Here is an 18,769-nt window from a genome sequence, read left to right as displayed (position 1 = left end):
CCGCCTGACCAGTGGGGCCACCGTTCCGTTTCCATTGACAGAACCCGCGCTACGTCTCACCTTCGCCAGACTATGGTGACGATTCACGGCACCTGCGTCTTGCTCTCCGACATCGGCGTGTTGCTGCGCGGCGAGTCCGGACGCGGAAAATCGGATTTGGCCTTGCGACTGATCGACGGTGGCGCCCGGCTGGTCGCGGATGACCGGGTGGCCTTGCGCGCCGGTTCCGGACGGCTGACCGCTTCCGCCCCGCCGGCGCTGGCCGGGCTGCTGGAAGTGCGGGGCGTCGGCATCCTGCCGGTCCCGTCCGTCGCGTCGGCCGATGTCGGGCTCGTCGTCGATCTGGTGCCGCGCGACGGGGTGGAACGCCTGCCGGAGGCGGAGACCGAGACGCTGATGGGCGTCACCCTTCCCCGGCTGGGCCTGTACGCCTTCGACGCCTCCACCCCCGCCAAGATCCGTCTTGCCGCCGCCTGCCTGTGCGACGGCGGGCTGGAGCGGGTACCCGCCGGCCTGTCCGCCCAGCCCGTTTCGGCCCAGCCCGGTTCAGTCCAGCCCGGCCGGATTCATTTCAGCCTGGTCGCGCCATGAGCCTTTCCGACGTGCCGTCCAATCCCGTTGCCAGCGCCCCGGCCAACCCGGCGACGCCCCGCGGCCGCGTCGTGCTGGTCACCGGCCTGTCGGGCGCCGGCATGTCGGTGGCGCTGAAGGCGCTTGAGGATCTGGGATACGAGGCGGTCGACAATCTGCGCCTGTCGCTGGTCCCCGCCCTGATCCGACAGGCCGACCCGAAACGCCGGCCGCTGGCGCTGGTGATCGACAGCCGGACCCGCGACTTTTCCGCGCAGAGCTTCCTGGACGAGCTGGCGGAGCTGCGCGGCCGCGACGACCTGGATGTCAGCCTGGTCTTCCTCGATTGCGGCGACGAGGTGCTGCAACGCCGCTTCACCGAGACGCGCCGCCGCCATCCGCTGGCGGAGGACCGCACGGTCCCCGACGGCATCCAGCGCGAGCGTGCCCTGCTGTTTCCGCTGAAGGAGGAGGCCGACGTCACGATCGACACGACGCAACTCTCCATTCACGATTTGCGGCGCATCCTGTCGGGGCATTTCCGGCGTGACGCCCAGGCAGCCCTGCAGGTGTTCGTGACCTCCTTCTCCTTCCGCCAGGGCCTTCCGCGCGAAGCCGATCTGGTCTTCGACGTGCGGTTCCTGACCAACCCGCATTACGACCCGGAGCTTCGGCCGCTGACCGGCCTGAACCCGGCGGTTGCGGCACGGGTGGAAAGCGACCCCGACTTCCCCGCCTTCTTCCAGAACCTGACGGAGCTGCTGCGCCCGCTGCTGCCCCGCTACAACCAGGAAGGAAAGAGCTACCTGACCATCGCCATCGGCTGTACCGGCGGCAAGCACAGGTCGGTGTTCATCGCCGAACGGCTGGCCGCTTGGCTGAAGGAGCAGGGGCTGCGGGTCAACCTCAGCCACCGCGAGCTCGACCGGCTGGGGCTGCGCACCGCCGGGCCTTCCGGCGGCCATACCGGCAGCCAGACCGGCAACTTGGGATGATGCAATTTGCGCCTTGACGATCATACGTCCAACCAACGATCCAGATGCGATGGGGGCGCTTGCCTTGCGGCAGCGGTTCTCGCGCAGGTCTCCGGGGAGGACCCAACCTTGAAGGATGTCCCATGATCGGTATGGTTCTTGTCACCCACGGACGGCTGGCCGAGGAGTTCATCGCCGCGCTGTTCCACGTGGTGGGCGAACAGCAGCAGGTGCGCGCCGTGTGCATCGGCCCGGACGACGACATGGAGCAGCGCCGCCAGGACATCCTGAACTCGGTGGCGGAGGTCGACGACGGGTCGGGTGTCGTGGTGCTGACCGACATGTTCGGCGGCACGCCGTCCAACCTCGCCATCTCCATCATGGACAAGGCGAAGGTGGAGGTGATCGCCGGCGTGAACCTGCCGATGCTGATCAAGCTCGCCAGCGTGCGGAAGACCGAACCGCTCGACAAGTCGGTGATCGCCGCCCGCGACGCCGGGCAGAAATACATCAACGTCGCCTCCACCCTCCTGTCGGACTGAAACCGCCCGCGATGAGCTCCCCCGACGAAACGGCGCCCGCTGATGGCGAGATACGCCGCACCGCCACCATCACCAACCAGCGGGGCCTGCACGCCCGCGCCTCGGCCAAGTTCGTGAAGCTGGTCGCCACCTTCGACGCCGAGATCTCGGTGCGCCGCGGCGAGACCGTCGTGTCCGGCGAGTCGATCATGGGGCTGATGATGCTCGCCGCCGGACCCGGCACCACGGTGGAATTGCGCGCGACCGGCAGGGATGCCGCCGCGGCGATGGACGCCCTCCTGGACCTGATCAATCGCAAGTTCGATGAAGAGTGACCTACCCTCCACCGGCCCCTCCACCGGCGGGGCCAACGGCCCCGTGGCCGGTCCCGATCGCGGCGGCTCCGGCGGCGGTTTCGGCGGCGTCCCCGCGTCCGAAGCGTGGAGCGGCTCGGCGCGCGCCCTGAGCGGCCTGGGGGTGTCTCCCGGCATCGCCATCGGCCCGGCCCATGTGGTGGAAAGCGGCGCCGTCGCCATCCCCGAATACACCGTCGCGCCGGAGGCCGTCGAGGCGGAGGTCGCCCGCTTCAACGAGGCGGCGTCCAAGGCGCGGCGCCAGATCAAGAAGCTGAAGAGCAAGGCGCTGGTGCTGCCCGATTCGGCGTCGGAAGAGATCGGTTTCCTGCTGGACGCCCATCTGGCGATGGTCACCAACTCGCGCCTGACGCGCGGGGTGGAGCATCGCATCAAGCAGGACCGCGTCAACGCCGAGGCGGCCATCCAGGCGGAGATCGCCGCCATCGCCGCGACCTTCGCCGGCATGGACGACGCCTATCTGGCCGGCCGCATCGACGACATCCGCGAAGTCGGGCGGCGGTTGACCCGCAACCTGATGAAGCAGGAATACCGGGCCTTCAGCAACCTGCCCCCCGGCAGCATCATCCTGGCGGAGGAACTGACCCCCGCCGACACCGCCCTGCTCGACCCCGCCGTCGTCGGCGGCTTCGCCACCGTGCTGGGCGGGGCGGAAGGGCACACCGCGATCCTCGCCCGCTCGCTCGGCCTGCCGGCGGTGCTGGGCGCGCCCGGCCTGCTGGCGGGTGTGCGCAACGGCGTGACGGTGATCGTCGACGGCCTGCAGGGCCGCGTGCTGATCGACCCGCCGGCCGACGTGCTGGCGGATTACGGCGAGCGCCGCGCCGCGCGCGAACGCGAGCGCCAGGGGCTGAAGAGCCTGCGCAAGCTGCCCGCCGTCACCCGCGACGGCACCGCAGTGACGCTGCTGGCGAATCTGGAGCTGCCCCGCGACCTGGAGCAGGCGCTGGAGCACGGCGCCCAGGGCATCGGCCTGCTTCGGACCGAGTTCATGTTCATGAACCGCGACCATCTGCCCGACGAGGATGAGCAGTACGGCGTGCTGCGCACCATGATCGAGGGGATGGGCGGCCGCACCGTCACCGCCCGCACCATGGATCTGGGCGGCGAGAAGCTGGCCGGCTGGATGGCGGGCCGCTATGGCGAGCCGGCCAATCCGGCGCTCGGCCTGCGCGCCATCCGGCTGGGCCTGCGCGAACCGAAGCTGCTGGAAACCCAGCTCGCCGCCATGCTGCGCGCCGGGGCGCACGGGCCGCTGCGCATCCTGCTGCCGATGATCGCCTCGGTGGCGGAGGTGCAGAAGGTGCGGGAGATGATGGGGCAGGTCGCCCGCCGCCTGCGGCGCCGCGGCATCGCCATCGCCGACCCGCTGCCGCCGGTGGGGGTGATGGTGGAGGTGCCGGGGGCGGCCCTGTCGGCCGACGCGCTGGCCTATGCCGCCGATTTCTTCGCCATCGGCACCAACGACCTGACCCAGTACACGCTGGCCATCGACCGTGCGGACGAACAGGTCGCCAAGCTCTACGACCCGCTGCATCCGGCGGTGCTGCGGCTGATCCAGTTCACCATCGAGGCGGCCCTGCGTGCCCGCATCACGGTGTCGGTCTGCGGCGAGATCGCCGGCGACCCGCGCTACACCGCGCTGCTGCTGGGCTTGGGCGTGCGCGAGCTGTCGATGGCGCCGCTGGCGCTGCCGTCGGTGAAGAAGCGCATCCGCTCGCTCGACCTGATGGAGGCGAGCCGCCGCGCCCGCGTCATCATGGACCAGAGCGACAGCGGACGGATCGCCACGCTGCTGGACGACTTCAACGCGACGGTGTGAGGGCCTTCAAGCGGATTGCAATCCGCTTTGGACCGCGACGGCGGCCCCGGCCGCTCATGCGGCCAAAGCCCGACCGGTGAATGAGGTCATGTGAATCCAAAGCGAATGCAAATTCGCTTTAAGGCTCCACCCAAAAGCTTTCCACCATCGGCCCATACAGCGGCGTGACCGCCGGACGGTGCAGGGTCGACCGGCGGGCGATCCGGTCCACCGGGCTGTGGAACAGCGGGACCATGTAGTGTCCCCACAGCAGCACCCGGTCCAGCGCCCGCACCCGCCCGACCAGTTCCGCCCGCGTGGTGGCCGCGGCGATGGAGCGGGCCAGCGCGTCGACGACCGGGTCACGGATGCCGGCCAGATTGCGGCTGCCCTCCTGCCCGGCCGCGTCGGACCCGTAGTAATAGAGCTGCTCGTTTCCGGGAGACAGGCTGGACGCCCACCAGCGCATTGTCATGTCGAAATCGAAGCGGTCCATCCGGCCCTGGAACTGGGCGCTGTCCACCGTCCGGACGCGCGCGTCGATGCCCAGCGGCTCCAGAGAGCGGGCGAATTCCAGCGCCACCCGCTCCTCCGACGGATCGGACAGGAGGATTTCGAAGGCGAAACGATTCCCGGCGGCATCGGTCAACCGACCGTCGCGCACCCGCCAGCCGGCCTGCTCCAGCAGCCGCATCGCCTCGCGCCGGTTGGCGCGCAGGCCCGCCGGGCCATTGCCGCCTCCGCCATCCGGCAGGACGAATGGGTCGGTGAACAGGTCCGGCGGCAACCGGTCGCGAAACGGCTCCAGCGCCCGCAGCTCCTCCCCCTCCGGCAAGCCGCGGGCGGCGAGGTCGGAGTTGGGGTAATAGCTGGCGGTGCGGGTCAGCAGCCCGTGGAACAGGCTGCGGCCGATCCAGTCGAAGTCGGTCGCCATGCCCAGCGCCCGGCGCACCCGCACATCGGCGAAGATCGGCCGGCGGGTGTTGAAGATCAGGCCGCGCGCCGGCTCGGGCCGCCGGTTCGGCAGTTCCTCCCGCACAATACGGCCGTCGCGCAGTGCCGGACCGTCATAGCCTGTGGCCCATTTGGCCGGATCCCTCTCGTACCGGATGTCGCCCTGCCCGGCCTTGAACGCCTCCAGCGCCACGGAATCGTCGCGGTAATAGTCGAACTCCAGCCGGTTGGCGTTGAACTGCCCGACGCGGGTGGGCAGATCCCGGCCCCAATAGTCGCGCACCCGCTCATAGACGATGCGGCGGCCCGGATCGACGGTGGCGATGCGGTAAGGGCCGCTGCCCGTGATCGGCTCCAGCGTCGTGCGGTCGAAGTCGCGGCCGCTCCAGAAGGTTTTGGAATGGATCGGCATCAGCCCCATCAGCAGCGGCATCTCGCGGTCGATGGTTCCATCCGGGTTGGGAGCGAAGGCGAAGCGGACGGTCTGCGGGTCGGGCGCCTCGGCCGCGGCGACCTTGGCGTAGAACAGGCGGCGGTTGGGCGTGCCGTGCCGCCGCTGCATCTCCAGGGAGAACAGCACGTCGGCGGCGGTCACCGGCGTTCCGTCATGCCAGCGCGCCTCGGGATTGATGTGGAAGGTGACGGCGGAGCGGTCGCCGGCCACCTCGACCCGGTCGGCCAGCAGGCCGTAGAGCGAGAAGGGCTCGTCCCACGACCGCGTCAGCAGCGTTTCGAACACATAGCCCAGCCCCAGCGCCGGCACGCCCTTGACGATGTGCGGGTGGAGACTGTCGAAGCTGCCGGTCACCGCCTGCCGGATGGTCCCGCCCTTCGGCGCGGCCGGATCGACATAGGGGAAGGCGGTGAAATCCGGCGGCAATGCCAGATCCCCATGCATGGCGATGCCGTGCATGGCTATGCCGTGCGTTTCACTTCCCTGCATGGCGATGCCATGCGTTTCACTGCCCTGCATGGCGATGCCATGCGTCGGGGCGTCGTGTCGGGGTGCCTCCGCCCATGCCGGACGGTGCGCCGGGAGAGCCAGAAGGATGAGGAGCAGGATGAACGGGCGGGCCATGCCCGGCAGGGTTGCCCCTTTGCCGCACCTGCGCAAGAGTCCACGCAAGCTCCTTGGCCTTGATCGGTGTTCCGCCTAAACTCCGGCCCCGCGTGGCGCCGAACCGGGCATCGGCGCCAAAACAAGAACGTGCCCTGCATACGCCAGTCGAAGGAACGCGATACTATGGATCTGAGCAAGCTCGCCGCGGGTAAGAATGCCCCCTGGGACGTGAACGTCGTCATCGAGATTCCGATCGGCGGCCAGCCGGTGAAGTACGAAGTCGACAAGGAATCGGGCGCGGTGTTCGTCGACCGTTTCCTGCACACCGCGATGTTCTATCCCTGCAACTACGGCTTCATCCCGCACACCCTGTCGGGTGACGGCGATCCGGTGGACGTCTGCGTCGTCGGCCAGCACGGCGTCGTCCCGGGTGCGGTCCTGCGTTCGCGTCCCATCGGTGTCCTGTACATGGAGGACGAGGCCGGCGAGGACGAGAAGCTGCTGGCCGTTCCGGTCGACAAGCTGCACCCGTTCTACACCGACGTGAAGAACTACACCGACCTGCCGTCGATCGTGATCGAGCAGATCGCCCACTTCTTCGAGCACTACAAGGATCTCGAGAAGAACAAGTGGGTGAAGGTCCGCGGCTGGGGCGACGCCAACGAGGCCGCCAAGAAGATCGAGGAAGGCCTGGCCCGCGCCCAGGAAGTCAACAAGGGCATCCCGGGTCCGGTGGTCTGATACCGACGGCGATTTCCGGCCGGCGTCGGCATCCCGGCGCCGGCCGTTTCGCGTATGCGAACCTGTTTCAGCTGCTCCAGCCCATGCGGCGCTCCACCCCGTCGGTGGCCTCTTTCAGGATTTCGGCGCTGTGGCGCAGGGCCGCCGCCTCCTCCGCCGACAGGTTGGGCAGGACGGTGTCGAGCACGCCGCCGGCGCCGATGACGCGCGGCAAGGACAGCGTCACCTGGGGCACCCCGCAGACATCGTCGGTCAGCATGGCGCAGGTCGTCACCATCCGTTCGTCGGCGCCGATGGCCGATACCAGCCGGGCCAGGCCGCCGGCGATGCCGAAGGCGGTGTTGCCCTTGCCGTTGATGATGCGGTAGGCGGCGCGGCGCACCCCGTCGTCGATGACGGCGCGGTCCTCGGCCGTCAGGCTGCGGCGCAGCTGGTCGGCCGCCTGCTCCACCGGCACGCCGGCGACGGTGGCGCTCGACCACAGCAGAACCTCCGAGTCGCCATGCTCGCCGACGACATGGGCATGGACGGACCGGGGCGTCACCGCCAGCTGCGCCGCCAGCAGGGCGCGGAAGCGCGCGGTGTCCAGAACGGTGCCGGAGCCGATGACCCGGTTGCGCGGCAGGCCGCTGATCCGCGTGGCGATCTGTGTCATCACGTCCACCGGGTTGCTGGCGACCATCAGCACGGCGTCGGGGGCGGCCTTCAGCACCTCTGGAATGATGGCGCCGAACACCTTGGCGTTGCGCTCCAGAAGCTCCAGCCGGCTTTCCCCCGGCTTCTGGGCGACGCCGGCCGACAGAACGACCACCCCCGCCCCTTCCAGCGCGGCATAGGAGCCGGCGCGGACGGTGACCGCATGGGTGAAGGGTACGGCATGGGCGATGTCCTGCGCCTGGGCCTGGGCCAGCGCCTCGTTCATGTCGACCAGCACGACCTCGTTCACGGCACCGGTGGTCACCATGGCGAAGGCCGCGGTGCTGCCGACGAACCCCGCTCCGACGATTCCGACCTTCATGGACAGGCTCCTTTGCGCAAGTTGGCATCCTGTGGGCGGACAGCTTGGCGACGGTCTGCATCCCGCCGCAAGTGCGCATCCTGATGGGAGGGCGGTTTTGCATAGGCGCGACGAATCGCCCCTTGCCCAATGGTCATACCAACCCGTAATGTTGCGGCGCAGCAAATGGCGGGGATGAAAGTTCGGTCCGTCGCTGTTCGTCATCAAAACCGTCGGCGACCCGTGGCAGACTGGGGCCGGCGCCTTTTCCCAGCACCGGATCCGGTCATGACCGTTCGCAACCTCGACAAGCTGTTCAAGCCCGCCTCCATCGCCCTGATCGGCGCAAGCCGCAAGCCGGGCACGGTGGGAGCCGTGGTGGCCCGCAACCTGTTCCAGGCCGGATTCGACGGGCCGGTGATGCCGGTCAACGCGACCGAGCGCGCGGTGGAAGGGGTGCTGACCTACAAGACGGTGGACAGCCTGCCGATCACGCCGGATTTGGGCGTCATCTGCACGGCGCCCGACACGGTGGCGGCGACCATCGACGCGCTGGGCAAGCGCGGGACCAAGGCCGCCATCGTCATGACCAACGGCATGTCCGCCGACCAGACCCAGGCGATGCTGGACGCGGCAAAGCCCTATCTGATGCGGGTGCTGGGCCCCAACAGCCTGGGCGCCATGGTGCCGGGCCGCGGCATGAACGCCAGCTTCGCGCCGGTGGCGCCGCGCAAGGGCGACGTGGCGCTGGTGGCGCAAAGCTCGATGGTGCTGACCTCCGTTGCCGACTGGGCGACCTCGCGCGGGATCGGCTTCTCGCATCTGGTGTCGCTGGGCGACCGCGGCGACGTGGATTTCGGCGACCTGCTGGACTATCTGGCGTCCGACGTCACGGTGCGCGCCATCCTGCTCTATATCGAGAGCATCACCCAGGCCCGCAAATTCATGTCGGCCGCCCGCTCCGCCTCGCGCCAGAAGCCGGTGATCGTCATCAAGGCCGGCCGCTCCGACGAGGCACAGGAGGCAGCGGCATCGCACACCGGCGCCCTGGCCGTATCGGACGCCGTCTATGACGCGGTGTTCCGCCGCGCCGGCGTGCTGCGGGTGAACGATCTGGCCGAACTGTTCGACGCCGCCGGCACGTTGGGCACCGGGGTGCCGATCACCGGAGACCGGTTGGCGATCCTGACCAACGGCGGCGGCATGGGCGTCATGGCCACCGACAAGCTGATCCAGGCGGGCGGCCGGCTCGCCTCCATGGCGCCGGAGACGCAGGAGGCGCTGGCCAAGGCGCTCGCCCCCCAGCCGGGCGGGGCGCCCTTCCGCAACCCGCTGCGCATCGGGGCCGACGCCACGCCCAAACGCTATGCCGAGGCGCTGAACGCGCTGATGCAGGACACCAGCAACGACGCGGTTCTGGTGCTGCACTGCCCGTCCGCCCTGACCGACAGCGAGGCCATCGCCCAGGCGGTGACGGAAACGGTGCAGGCCAACAAGGCGCGCCGACATCCGGTGCTGACCAGCTGGATCGGCGACCAGTCGGCGGTGGAGGCGCGCAAGCTGTTCGCCGATGCGCGCATCCCGACCTACAACGGCCCGTCCGACGCCGTGCGCGCCTTCATGCATCTGGTGAGCTATCGCCGCAGCCAGCAACTGCTGATGGAAACCCCGCCGTCGGTGGCGGAGGATTTCCAGCCCGACGAGATCACCGTGAAGAAGGTGATCTCCCGCGCCATGGCGGAGAAGCGCGAGTGGCTGAGCGAATATGAGGCCAAGCGCGTACTTGCCGCCTACGGCATCCCGGTGGTCGACACCCGCGTCGCCAGGACGCCGGAGGAGGCGGCGAACGCCGCCCGCGTCATCGGCGGCCCGATCGCGCTGAAGATCCTGTCGCACGACATCACCCACAAGTCGGACGTCGGCGGCGTCGCGCTGGGCCTGACCGGCCCGGAGGACGTGAAGGCCGAGGCCGAGGCCATGCTCGCCCGCGTCGCCGAACTGGCGCCCGAGGCGAAGATCGAGGGCTTCACCGTGCAGGAGATGGCCGTCAGCCCCGACGCCTACGAACTGATCGTCGGCATGACCGAGAACGAGATGTTCGGCCCGGTCCTGCTGTTCGGCGAGGGCGGCATCGGCGTGGAGGTGGTGGAGGATTATGCGCTGGCCCTGCCGCCGCTGAACATGAAGCTGGCGGCCGAGCAGATGAGCCGCACCCGCATCCACCGGCAGCTGCAGGGCTTCCGCTCCCGCGCCGCGGTCGATCTCGACGCGGTGGCGCTGACGCTCAACAAGGTCAGCCAGCTGGTGGTCGATTTCCCCGAGATCGCCGAGTTGGACATCAACCCGCTGCTGGCCGACGCCAACGGCGTGATGGCGCTGGACGCCCGCATCAAGGTCGGCGTGCCGGCCCTGGCCGGCGCGGCGCGGCTGGCGATCCGCCCCTATCCGAAGGCTTTGGAAGACCGCATCACCATCAAGGACGGCCGCCAGTTCTTCGTCCGCCCGATCCTGCCGGAGGACGAGCCGCTGGTGCATCATCTGGTGGAGAACCAGACGGCCGAGGATCTGCGCCTGCGCTTCTTCGCGCCGCTGAAGCGGCTGTCGCATCAGGCGGCGGCGCGCCTGACCCAGATCGACTACGACCGCGAGATGGGGCTGATCGCCGTCGGTCCCGACCCGCAGACCGGCGAGACCATCATGTACGGCGTGGTGCGCATCACCGCCGATCCCGACAACCGCCGCGCCGAATACGCGGTGATGGTGCGGTCCGACATGAAAGGCCAGGGGCTGGGCTACATCCTGATGAACAAGATCCTCGACTATGCCCGCTCGCGCGGCATCAAGGAGGTCTATGGCGAGGTTCTGCGCGAGAACACCAACATGCTGAACATGTGCCGGGCCCTGGGTTTCGTCCGCAAGGAGAACCTGGACGAACCCGGCGTGGTGGAAGTCCGCATCGAACTGGGCGGCGGGCTGGCGGCGTAAGGATCGGCTTCCATACCCGCGGTTGACCAAAGGCATGGATAGGGCGATATCAGGCTTGGCGGGCAGGGGCGCCTGACCCCCGCCCTCCGGCCCGATCCTTACCGGTAAAGGTCAAACAGGAGCTTGAGGATTTGCGGAATCCTCTTCACTCCTCGTAATCGACGGGGATGGCGGACTGGCGGCCATCCCGTCCGCGCCGCCGCGCTGGCGCACGCATAGGTATTTCGGAGAACTGCGACGCGCCGTCGCGGGCTGCGGTTTTACGCCGGCCCCAGAACGACCTTCACGTCGGCGGGCTGGCCGAAGAAGGGGGCCGAGGTGATCAGCAGGCGGCAGCCGGCCGCGGCATAGGCGGCGGCGTTCGCCTCGGTCACGCCGCCGGCCGGAGCCACTACCGGCGGCGGGGTCAGGCCGCGCGTCGCTTCGATCACCGCGCGGGCGGCATCGGGCGGCAGCTTTTCCAGCTGGATGACGTCAGCGCCGGCTCTCGCGAAGGCCACCGCCTCCTCGACCGATCCGACTTCGACCACGATCTTCTTCTCGGGAGCCTTGCGGCGCAGCGCCGCGATCCAGACCTCCGGAGAGCCGCTCAGGAAGGCCCGGTGTTCGGGGAAGACCAGCAGCGTTTCCGACAGGCCCAGCCGGTGCATCACCGCACCGCCCGCCCGCACCGCCTTGACGCTGAGATCCTTGGCGCCGGGGAAGTTCTTGCGGGTGCAGGCGACGGTCACGCCGGGAGCCGCCTCGACGATGCGCCGGGCGCGGGTGGCGATGCCGGAGGCGTATTCGACCAGCGTCTGCGCCACCTTCCAGGCCCGATGCAACGATCCCGCCGGACCCTCCGCCTCCAGGAAGACCGCTCCGGCCTCCACGGTCGTGCCGCTGGCCTCGACGCGCAGGACACGGCCGCCGGCCTTCTCCACCAGCCGGGCCGCCTCCTCCGTCCCGGCCAGCACCATGGCACCGCGGGCGGCGAAGGTCATGCGGGCCGGACGGGCGGCGATGCCAAGCGAGTCGGTGGTCAGGTCACCGTATGGGACATCCTGTGCCAGAAGCGCGTCGAGCGCGGCGTCGGACAGGATGGTCGTCATCGGCGGAGTATCCTTACCTGAAGCCAGACCTATAGCCAGCCGCGCCGGCGGAAGTACCAGAGCGGGACCACCGCCGACAGCACCATCAGCAGGATGGCCATCGGATAGCCGAAACTCCACTCCAGTTCCGGCATATGCCTGAAATTCATGCCGTAGGCGGACGCGATCAGGGTCGGCGGCATCAGCGCGACCGAGACGACCGAGAAGATCTTGATGATGGCGTTCTGTTCGATGTTGATCAGGCCGAGCGTGGCGTCGAGCAGGAAGTTCGCCTCATGCGCCAGGAAGCCGGCATGCTCGGTCAGCGACCGCAAGTCGCGCGTCATCGTCTTCAGCGCGGTCTTCTGTTCCTTGTTCAGCCGGCCGCCGCTGACCGAGGACATGAACACCACCAGCCGGTCGAGACCGGCCAGGCTGTCGCGCACCTTGTGGGTCAGGTCGCCGGCCCGGCCGATGCCGCGCAGAACGTCCTGCAACTCGTCCGGCTTCTTGGCCGCCTTGCCGAAGCCGCCGCCGTCCAGCGAATCGTCGAAGATGCGGGCCGACAGCTCGTCGATGCGGGCGCCGACCAGTTCCAGCACGTCGGCCACACGGTCGATCACCGCGTCGAGCAGGCCGAACAGCGCGCTCTCTCCCGTCGCCAACAGTTCCGGCTGGCGGACGCAGCGGGCGGCGAAGGTGATGACCGGCAGCGGTTCGGTGTAGCGCAGGGTGATGAGGTGGCGCGGGGTCAGAACGAAGGTCAGCTCGCCCTGCTCCGGGTGGGGCGAGGTCGCGCGCGAGATGATGGGAGAGGTCATGTAGATCCCCTCCCCCTCGACATAGAGCTGGCTGGAGGCCTCGATCTCCTTCATCTCCTCGCGCGTCGGCAGATCGAAGCCGGTCAGCGCGCCGACATGGGCACGCTCCGCTTCCGTCGGGCGCAGGAGGTCGATCCAGACCGCGCCGACCGGCAGATCCTCGCCGAGTTCCAGCGGCTGGCGCACCACCCGCCCGTCTTCGGCACGGGCATGGACGGTGATCAAAGGGCTGCCTCTTCCGGCACCGGCGCGCCGGCGGCGCGGCAGGCGGCGGCCAGAGTGTTCAGCATCAGACAGGCGATGGTCATCGGCCCGACGCCGCCCGGCACCGGGGTGATGGCGCCGGCGACCTTCACCGCCTCGTCGAAGGCGACGTCGCCGACCAGCCGGGTCTTGCCGGGCTCCGCCGCCGCGACGCGGTTGATGCCGACGTCGATCACGGTGGCGCCGGGCTTGATCCAGTCGCCGCGCACCATCTCGGGCCGACCGACCGCCGCCACCAGGATGTCGGCGCGGCGGCATTCCTCCGGCAGATCCACCGTGCGGGAATGAGCCATGGTCACCGTGCAGTCGGCCTGCAGCAGAAGCTGGGCCATCGGCTTGCCGACGATGTTGGAACGGCCGAGCACCAGGGCGCGCTTGCCCTTCAGGTCGCGGCCCAGCGTGTCGCGGATCAGCAGCAGGCTGCCCAGCGGCGTGCAGGGCACGATGGCGCCCGGCTGGCCGGTGGCGAGCAGGCCGGCGTTGACCACATGGAAACCGTCGGCGTCCTTTTCCGGCACGATGCGGGCCAGCACCTTCTGGCTGTCGATGTGCCTGGGCAGCGGCAGCTGGACCAGGATGCCGTGCACGGCCGAATCGGCGTTCAGGCGGTCGATCAGGGCCAGCAGGTCGGATTCGGCCATGTCGGCCGGCTCGTGATGGTCGAAGCTGTTCATGCCCAACTCGACCAAGGCCCGTTCCTTGGAGCGGACATAGACCTGGCTGGCCGGATCCTCGCCCACCAGCACCACGGCCAGACCGGGGGTCACGCCATGGCTGGCCTTCAGCGCCGCCACACCGTCCGCCACCCGCGCGCGCAGACCGGCCGCAAAGGCCTTGCCGTCGATGATCTTCGCGTCCGCCATGCTACTCTCCACCCTCGGTGCCCATATCGTCGATCAGGACAGACAGCCGCGGCAGCAGAGCCGCCGGGTCGCCTGCCACATGCAGTATCTTGTTCCGGTCGGTGGCGCCGGCCACCACCGTCAGGCTGGTCTTGGGCAGTTTCCATGCCTTCGACAACAGTTTTATGACAGCCTCGTTGGCTTTGCCGTTTTCCGGCACCGCCGTGACCGCCACCTTGAGAACCCTCCCGCCTCCAGCCGTCTCGGCCGTGCCGGTCACCGCGTTGCGCGACGCCTTGGGCGTCACCCGGAGGGCCACCCGCAGGCCGTCGGCCACCGCCTCGAGCGGAGAGGACGCCGCCACGGTCAGAAGCGAGGCCAGTACTGGGCCATCAGGTTCTGGATGAAGGAGATCGCCAGCAGAACCACGATCGGCGACAGATCCAGTCCGCCCATGTTGGGCAGGACGCGGCGGATCGGACGCAGCACCGGTTCGGTGATGCGGTACAGGAAGTCACCGATCAGATAGACCGCGCGGTTGCGCGTGTTGACCACATTGAAGGCCACCAGCCAGCTGAGGATCGCCGACAGGATGAGGATCCAGAAGAACAGGTCCAGAATGGTGTTGATGAGCATATACAGCGCGATCATGCCGGCCCAGCTCCATAGCGGTTCCTTGGGATGGCCGCGCGCAACGCATTGCGAAGCGGGAGCCAACCTTTTCCGGGCACCCTAAGCACAAGCGGAGAGGCCTGTCCAGTACGGCGGCCCGCCGATAGGCCGGGTGGCCTGCGGCGCATAGACCGGTACACCGCCGACGCAGGGGGTGGGCCGGTCCATCGCGCCCATGCTTCATTTTTTCTGAATCAAGCGCTTGACAGCACCCCCCGTCATGGACAATATCCGCGCCACGCCGGGGCAACCAAGACGCCACGGTGTGAGTGTGGGGCCGTAGCTCAGCTGGGAGAGCGACGCGTTCGCAATGCGTAGGTCGGGAGTTCGATCCTCCTCGGCTCCACCATTTCCCCCTTCTCCAGAAGGGCAAGAGTATCGACTGATTGTCAGCGGGCGTTGCCGGGAACGGCATCTGGCCCGCTTTTTTATTTCGCCGATTTCGGCCGCCCCGCCAGCGCTCCCGACGGCAAGCCGGTGGCCCGCGCGCCTCCGATACGTTTCCTCACCGATGGTCCGGCCCATGCCTCAGTGGGTATGGACGTGGTGGGCATCGGGGTAATGGGGATGCCGGTGCCGCAAATATCCGTGACGATGCCGGTGGCTGTGCGGCTCGGTCACCGGGCCGTCGTGACCATGCTGGTGATGCTCGTCATGGACATGCGGATGGTCATGGACGATCTCCTCATGGGCATGGTCATGGTCGTGGTCCTCGGTTAGGTGAAGCCAGACACCGATGCCCATCAGGACCGACGCAACGACCAGCCCGGCCGTCAGCGGCTCCCCGAACATCGCCAGCGAGGCGATGCCTCCGACGAAGGGGGCGGTGGAGAAATAGGCGCCGGTCCTGGCGGTGCCGATGTGGCGCAGAGCGAACACGAACAGGACGAGGCTGACGCCGTAGCCCAGCAGCCCGACCAGCATGGCCGCGATCATCGTCGGCACGGCGGGCATGCCGTCGCCGAGGGCCAGGGCGATCCCGACATTGACGCAGCCGGCGACCAGCCCCTTGATCATGGCGATGTCCATGGGGTCGGCCAGCGAGACCTTGCGGGTCAGGTTGTTGTCCAGCGCCCACATCAGGCACGCGGCGGCGATCGCGGCGGCCCCCCAACCGCCGGCCCAGCCACCTGTCCAAGGGCTTTCCCAAAGGCTTCCGATGTCCACCGGTCCGTCCCAGGACAGCGCGACCGCCCCCGCGACGATGGCGATCATGCCGGCGACGAGCCTCCGGTCGAATCCTTCCCGGAAGACGAACCACGCCAGAAGAGCGGTGAACACTCCTTCCAGATTGAGCAGAAGCGAAGCGCTCGATGCCGGCGTGGCCGCCAGGCCGGACATCAGCAGCACCGGTGCGGCGATCCCCCCGGCCAGGACGGCGCCCAGCAGCCAGAACCACTCGGCGCCGCGAATGCTCCGTTCGCTGCGCTCCGCCGGGACCGCCAGCCCACGGACCAGCCGGACCAGCGCCAGACCGGTCCCGGAGCCGAGATACAACAGGCCGGCCAGCATCCAGGGCGACAGGTCATGGACCAGCAGCTTCGCCATCGGCGTGCTGACGCCGAAGAGCACGGCAGCCAGAATCGCGGTCGTCGAACCCGTTCGAGCCATGGAAGCTTCATCCGTCCGGTGGCTGGAGAAACCCGCCTCCCGACAATGACGGATCTCAGCCGTTCTCCGCCAGCACCGTTCCGGCCAGATAGAGCGAGCCGCAGATCAGCACGCGCGCCGGTCCCGGGCGATTGGCCACGAGGTCGGCCAGGGCCGCATCCACATTGTCGGCCGCCGCATGGTCGCGGATGCCGCAGAGTTTGGCGGTTTCGCAGGATTCCTCCGCGGTGAAGCTGGCTTCCTCGCCGGGGATCGCCACTGCGCGCAGGGAATGGATGAAGGGAGCCAGCGGACCCAGGAACTCGAACGGATCCTTGCTGGACAGCATGCCGTAGATCACGAACAGCGGCAGGGCAGGAGAGCCCTCCGACCGGCCGGTGCCGGGCTGGCCGCGCGACCAGTCGACCGCCTGCCGGGCCAGCACCTCACCGGCCGAGTCGTTATGGCCGCCGTCCAGCCACAGCTCCCAGCCCGGCGGCAGGCTTTCGGCCAGCGGGCCTCGGGTCAGGCGCTGCAGCCGCGCCGGCCATTCGACGGTGGCGAGGCCCTTGCGCACCGCCTCGTCGTCCACGGCCAGCGGCAGGTGATCCAGGCAGGCGATGGCGACGCCGGCATTGGTGATCTGGTGGACGCCGGCCAGCCCCGGCATCGGCAGGTCGAGCTGCCGCCTGGCGCTTTCGAAGCGGAAGCCGTCCGGCCGCTCCTGCACCGACCAGCTCTGGATGGGGGCGCCGATGGCGTTGGCGCGCAGCTTCAGCGCCCTGAGCGCGTCGGCCTCCGGCTGCGGGGCCAGAACAACCGGGACGCCCGGCTTGAAGATGCCGGCCTTCTCGCTGCCGATCTCCAGCAGCGAGTCGCCCAGGAACTGGCGGTGGTCGTAGGAGATGCGGGTGATCGCCGTCACCGCCGGCTTCGCCACCACATTGGTGGCGTCCAGCCGCCCACCCAGCCCGGTCTCCAGCAGGACCACGTCGGCCGGCACGCGGGAGAAGGCGAGGAGGGCGGCGACCGTCGTCACCTCGAAGAAGGTGATCGGGTTGCCGGCATTGGCGATCTCGCACTCCTCCAGCAGGGCGGCCAGATGATCGTCGTCGATCAGCCGCCCACCCTGATGCCGGCCCAGCCGGATGCGCTCGTGAAAGCGCACGAGATGCGGCGAAGTGTAGACATGGACGCGGTAGCCGGCCGCCTCCAACATCGCGCGCAGGAAGGCGATCGTGGATCCCTTGCCGTTGGTGCCGGCGACATGCACCACCGGCGGCAGCTTCCGTTCAGGATGGCCCAGCGCCGCCAGCAGCCGATGCACCCGGTCCAGCGACAGGTCGATGACCTTGGGGTGAAGCCCCTTCAACCGGTCCAGCACCGGGTCGGAACGGTTCGCGGCCGGCCGGGCGGGCGGATTGGCCAGCGGAAGGGAGGCGTCGGTCATGATCGTCTCTGGTCGGATGGACGGGAAGGGCCGGTCAGTCGCCGCCGGCCTGGACCGGAGCCGTCGGCTGCGCGGCGGGCTGGGCCGCCGTCGCCTGGGCGGTCGGCTGGGCCGCCGCCTGGGGCATCTGGGCCGGTTCGCCGTCGGCCGCCTGGGCGGCGGACAGGTCGACATCCTCCGCCTCCACCGCGTCGATGCGCGGGGTCATCAGCAGGCCGATGGTGCGGACCAGCGTCGGGCGCAGGTCGCGGCGGTGGACGACCATGTCGACCATGCCGTGTTCCATCAGATATTCGGAGCGCTGGAATCCTTCCGGCAGGGTCTCGCGGATCGTGCTCTCGATCACGCGGGCGCCGGCGAAGCCGATCTGCGCGCCCTTCTCGGCGATGTGGATGTCGCCCAGCATGGCGAAGCTGGCGGTGACGCCGCCGGTGGTCGGATCGGTCAGCACCACGATGTAGGGCAGGCCGGCTTCCTTGACCATCTCCACCGCGATGGTGGTGCGCGGCATCTGCATCAGCGACAGGATGCCTTCCTGCATGCGGGCGCCGCCCGACGCCGGAACCACGATCAGCGGCGCGTTCTTCGCCACGGCCAGACGGGCGGCGGTCAGCAGCCCTTCGCCGACGGCGATGCCCATCGACCCGCCCATGAAGCCGAAGTCGAAGGCGGCGACCACGGCGGCGTGCCCGCCGATCCGGCCCTCGCCCACCACGATGGCGTCGGTTCGGCCGGTCTTGGCCTGGGCTTCCTTCAGGCGGTCGGTGTAGCGCTTCTGGTCGCGGAACTTCAGCGGATCGGCGACCGACTTCGGCAGCTCGACACCCTCATAGGCCCCGTCGTCGAACATCGACTCCAAACGCTTGACCGGGTCCAGCCGCATGTGGAAGCCGCAGTGCTGGCAGACGTGCAGGTTCTCTTCCAGATCGCGGTGGAACAGCATCGCCTCGCAGCTCGGGCATTTGTGCCAGAGGTTGTCGGGCACTTCCTTGCGGGCATAGAGCGCGCGGATCTTGGGGCGGACGTAGTTGGTAAGCCAGTTCATGGAACGCCTTTCAACGACATGGCGGTACGCCGAAGCCC

Annotated in this window: 17 protein-coding genes and 1 tRNA gene; 8 read left to right on the top strand and 10 right to left on the bottom strand. The window is 68.9% G+C overall.

The window, feature by feature from the left end:
* The first annotated feature begins 72 nt into the window (after nucleotides 1-72).
* The 5 genes from DM194_RS11380 (at nucleotide 73) to ptsP (ending at nucleotide 4,261) form a co-directional block, all read left to right on the top strand.
* Nucleotides 73-591, top strand: a complete 519-nt coding sequence (locus DM194_RS11380; RefSeq protein ID WP_246024203.1) for an HPr kinase/phosphorylase — start codon at nucleotides 73-75, stop codon at nucleotides 589-591.
* Complete coding sequence (rapZ, locus tag DM194_RS11375) at nucleotides 588-1,565, top strand: RNase adapter RapZ (RefSeq protein ID WP_111067418.1); 978 nt, start codon at nucleotides 588-590, stop codon at nucleotides 1,563-1,565. The genes DM194_RS11380 and rapZ overlap by 4 nt, the downstream gene beginning before the upstream one ends.
* Before the next feature lie 122 nt (nucleotides 1,566-1,687).
* Nucleotides 1,688-2,086, top strand: coding sequence for a PTS sugar transporter subunit IIA (locus DM194_RS11370; protein WP_042690507.1), 399 nt, complete (start codon nucleotides 1,688-1,690; stop codon nucleotides 2,084-2,086).
* 11 nt (nucleotides 2,087-2,097) lie between these two features.
* Entirely contained in the window at nucleotides 2,098-2,400 is a 303-nt protein-coding gene (locus DM194_RS11365) for an HPr family phosphocarrier protein (RefSeq protein WP_111067417.1), read from the top strand.
* On the top strand, nucleotides 2,390-4,261 hold the full coding sequence (gene ptsP / locus DM194_RS11360) for a phosphoenolpyruvate--protein phosphotransferase (RefSeq protein ID WP_111067416.1): 1,872 nt from the start codon (nucleotides 2,390-2,392) through the stop codon (nucleotides 4,259-4,261). Before DM194_RS11365 ends, ptsP begins: the two co-directional genes overlap by 11 nt.
* Before the next feature lie 118 nt (nucleotides 4,262-4,379).
* Here ptsP and DM194_RS11355 read toward each other — a convergent pair whose 3' ends face one another.
* Nucleotides 4,380-6,272 carry an extracellular solute-binding protein gene (locus tag DM194_RS11355; RefSeq protein WP_111067415.1) on the bottom strand — a complete coding sequence of 631 codons (1,893 nt, stop codon included), beginning with the start codon at nucleotides 6,270-6,272 and terminating at the stop codon, nucleotides 4,380-4,382.
* 165 nt (nucleotides 6,273-6,437) lie between these two features.
* Between DM194_RS11355 and ppa the strand changes: the two genes are divergently transcribed.
* Nucleotides 6,438-6,995, top strand: coding sequence for an inorganic diphosphatase (gene ppa, locus DM194_RS11350; RefSeq protein WP_111067414.1), 558 nt, complete (start codon nucleotides 6,438-6,440; stop codon nucleotides 6,993-6,995).
* Nucleotides 6,996-7,062: 67 nt separating this feature from the next.
* Here the strand turns inward: ppa and DM194_RS11345 are convergent, their stop codons facing one another.
* On the bottom strand, nucleotides 7,063-8,013 hold the full coding sequence (locus DM194_RS11345) for an L-lactate dehydrogenase (protein WP_111067413.1): 951 nt from the start codon (nucleotides 8,011-8,013) through the stop codon (nucleotides 7,063-7,065).
* Between the two features lie 267 nt (nucleotides 8,014-8,280).
* Between DM194_RS11345 and DM194_RS11340 the strand changes: the two genes are divergently transcribed.
* Nucleotides 8,281-10,977: a bifunctional acetate--CoA ligase family protein/GNAT family N-acetyltransferase gene (locus tag DM194_RS11340; RefSeq protein WP_111067412.1), complete on the top strand. Its 2,697-nt coding sequence runs from the start codon at nucleotides 8,281-8,283 to the stop codon at nucleotides 10,975-10,977.
* A gap of 260 nt (nucleotides 10,978-11,237) precedes the next feature.
* Here the strand turns inward: DM194_RS11340 and modD are convergent, their stop codons facing one another.
* The 5 genes from modD to DM194_RS11315 are packed head-to-tail and all read right to left on the bottom strand — an operon-like array spanning nucleotide 11,238 to nucleotide 14,625.
* Entirely contained in the window at nucleotides 11,238-12,068 is an 831-nt protein-coding gene (gene modD, locus DM194_RS11335) for a ModD protein (protein WP_111067411.1), read from the bottom strand.
* Between the two features lie 29 nt (nucleotides 12,069-12,097).
* Nucleotides 12,098-13,093 (bottom strand): magnesium transporter CorA family protein, encoded by a 996-nt coding sequence (locus tag DM194_RS11330; RefSeq protein WP_111067410.1) that lies wholly within the window; start codon nucleotides 13,091-13,093, stop codon nucleotides 12,098-12,100.
* Nucleotides 13,090-13,995 (bottom strand): bifunctional methylenetetrahydrofolate dehydrogenase/methenyltetrahydrofolate cyclohydrolase FolD, encoded by a 906-nt coding sequence (gene folD, locus DM194_RS11325; protein WP_111067409.1) that lies wholly within the window; start codon nucleotides 13,993-13,995, stop codon nucleotides 13,090-13,092. The genes DM194_RS11330 and folD overlap by 4 nt, the downstream gene beginning before the upstream one ends.
* A 1-nt stretch (nucleotide 13,996) precedes the next feature.
* Complete coding sequence (locus DM194_RS11320; protein WP_111067408.1) at nucleotides 13,997-14,338, bottom strand: DUF167 domain-containing protein; 342 nt, start codon at nucleotides 14,336-14,338, stop codon at nucleotides 13,997-13,999.
* A gap of 2 nt (nucleotides 14,339-14,340) precedes the next feature.
* Nucleotides 14,341-14,625, bottom strand: a complete 285-nt coding sequence (locus tag DM194_RS11315; protein WP_111067407.1) for a YggT family protein — start codon at nucleotides 14,623-14,625, stop codon at nucleotides 14,341-14,343.
* A gap of 294 nt (nucleotides 14,626-14,919) precedes the next feature.
* On the opposite strand from DM194_RS11315, the gene DM194_RS11310 reads away from it, so the two are divergent.
* Nucleotides 14,920-14,995 (top strand) — tRNA-Ala (locus tag DM194_RS11310).
* Between the two features lie 179 nt (nucleotides 14,996-15,174).
* On the opposite strand, the gene DM194_RS11305 is transcribed toward DM194_RS11310, so the two are convergent.
* From DM194_RS11305 to accD, 3 genes are read right to left on the bottom strand one after another with little or no spacing between them, the layout of a single operon-like run.
* Nucleotides 15,175-16,257, bottom strand: coding sequence for a DMT family transporter (locus DM194_RS11305; protein ID WP_111067406.1), 1,083 nt, complete (start codon nucleotides 16,255-16,257; stop codon nucleotides 15,175-15,177).
* Nucleotides 16,258-16,312: 55 nt separating this feature from the next.
* Nucleotides 16,313-17,686, bottom strand: a complete 1,374-nt coding sequence (locus DM194_RS11300) for a bifunctional folylpolyglutamate synthase/dihydrofolate synthase (protein ID WP_111067405.1) — start codon at nucleotides 17,684-17,686, stop codon at nucleotides 16,313-16,315.
* Nucleotides 17,687-17,720: 34 nt separating this feature from the next.
* Nucleotides 17,721-18,731, bottom strand: coding sequence for an acetyl-CoA carboxylase, carboxyltransferase subunit beta (gene accD / locus DM194_RS11295; protein WP_111067404.1), 1,011 nt, complete (start codon nucleotides 18,729-18,731; stop codon nucleotides 17,721-17,723).
* Between the last annotated feature and the right edge of the window lie 38 nt (nucleotides 18,732-18,769).

The organism is Azospirillum ramasamyi, from assembly GCF_003233655.1.
GTDB lineage: Bacteria > Pseudomonadota > Alphaproteobacteria > Azospirillales > Azospirillaceae > Azospirillum > Azospirillum ramasamyi.
The sequence above is the reverse complement of the archived record's forward strand: the minus strand, read 5'-3'. Positions and strand labels throughout refer to the sequence as shown.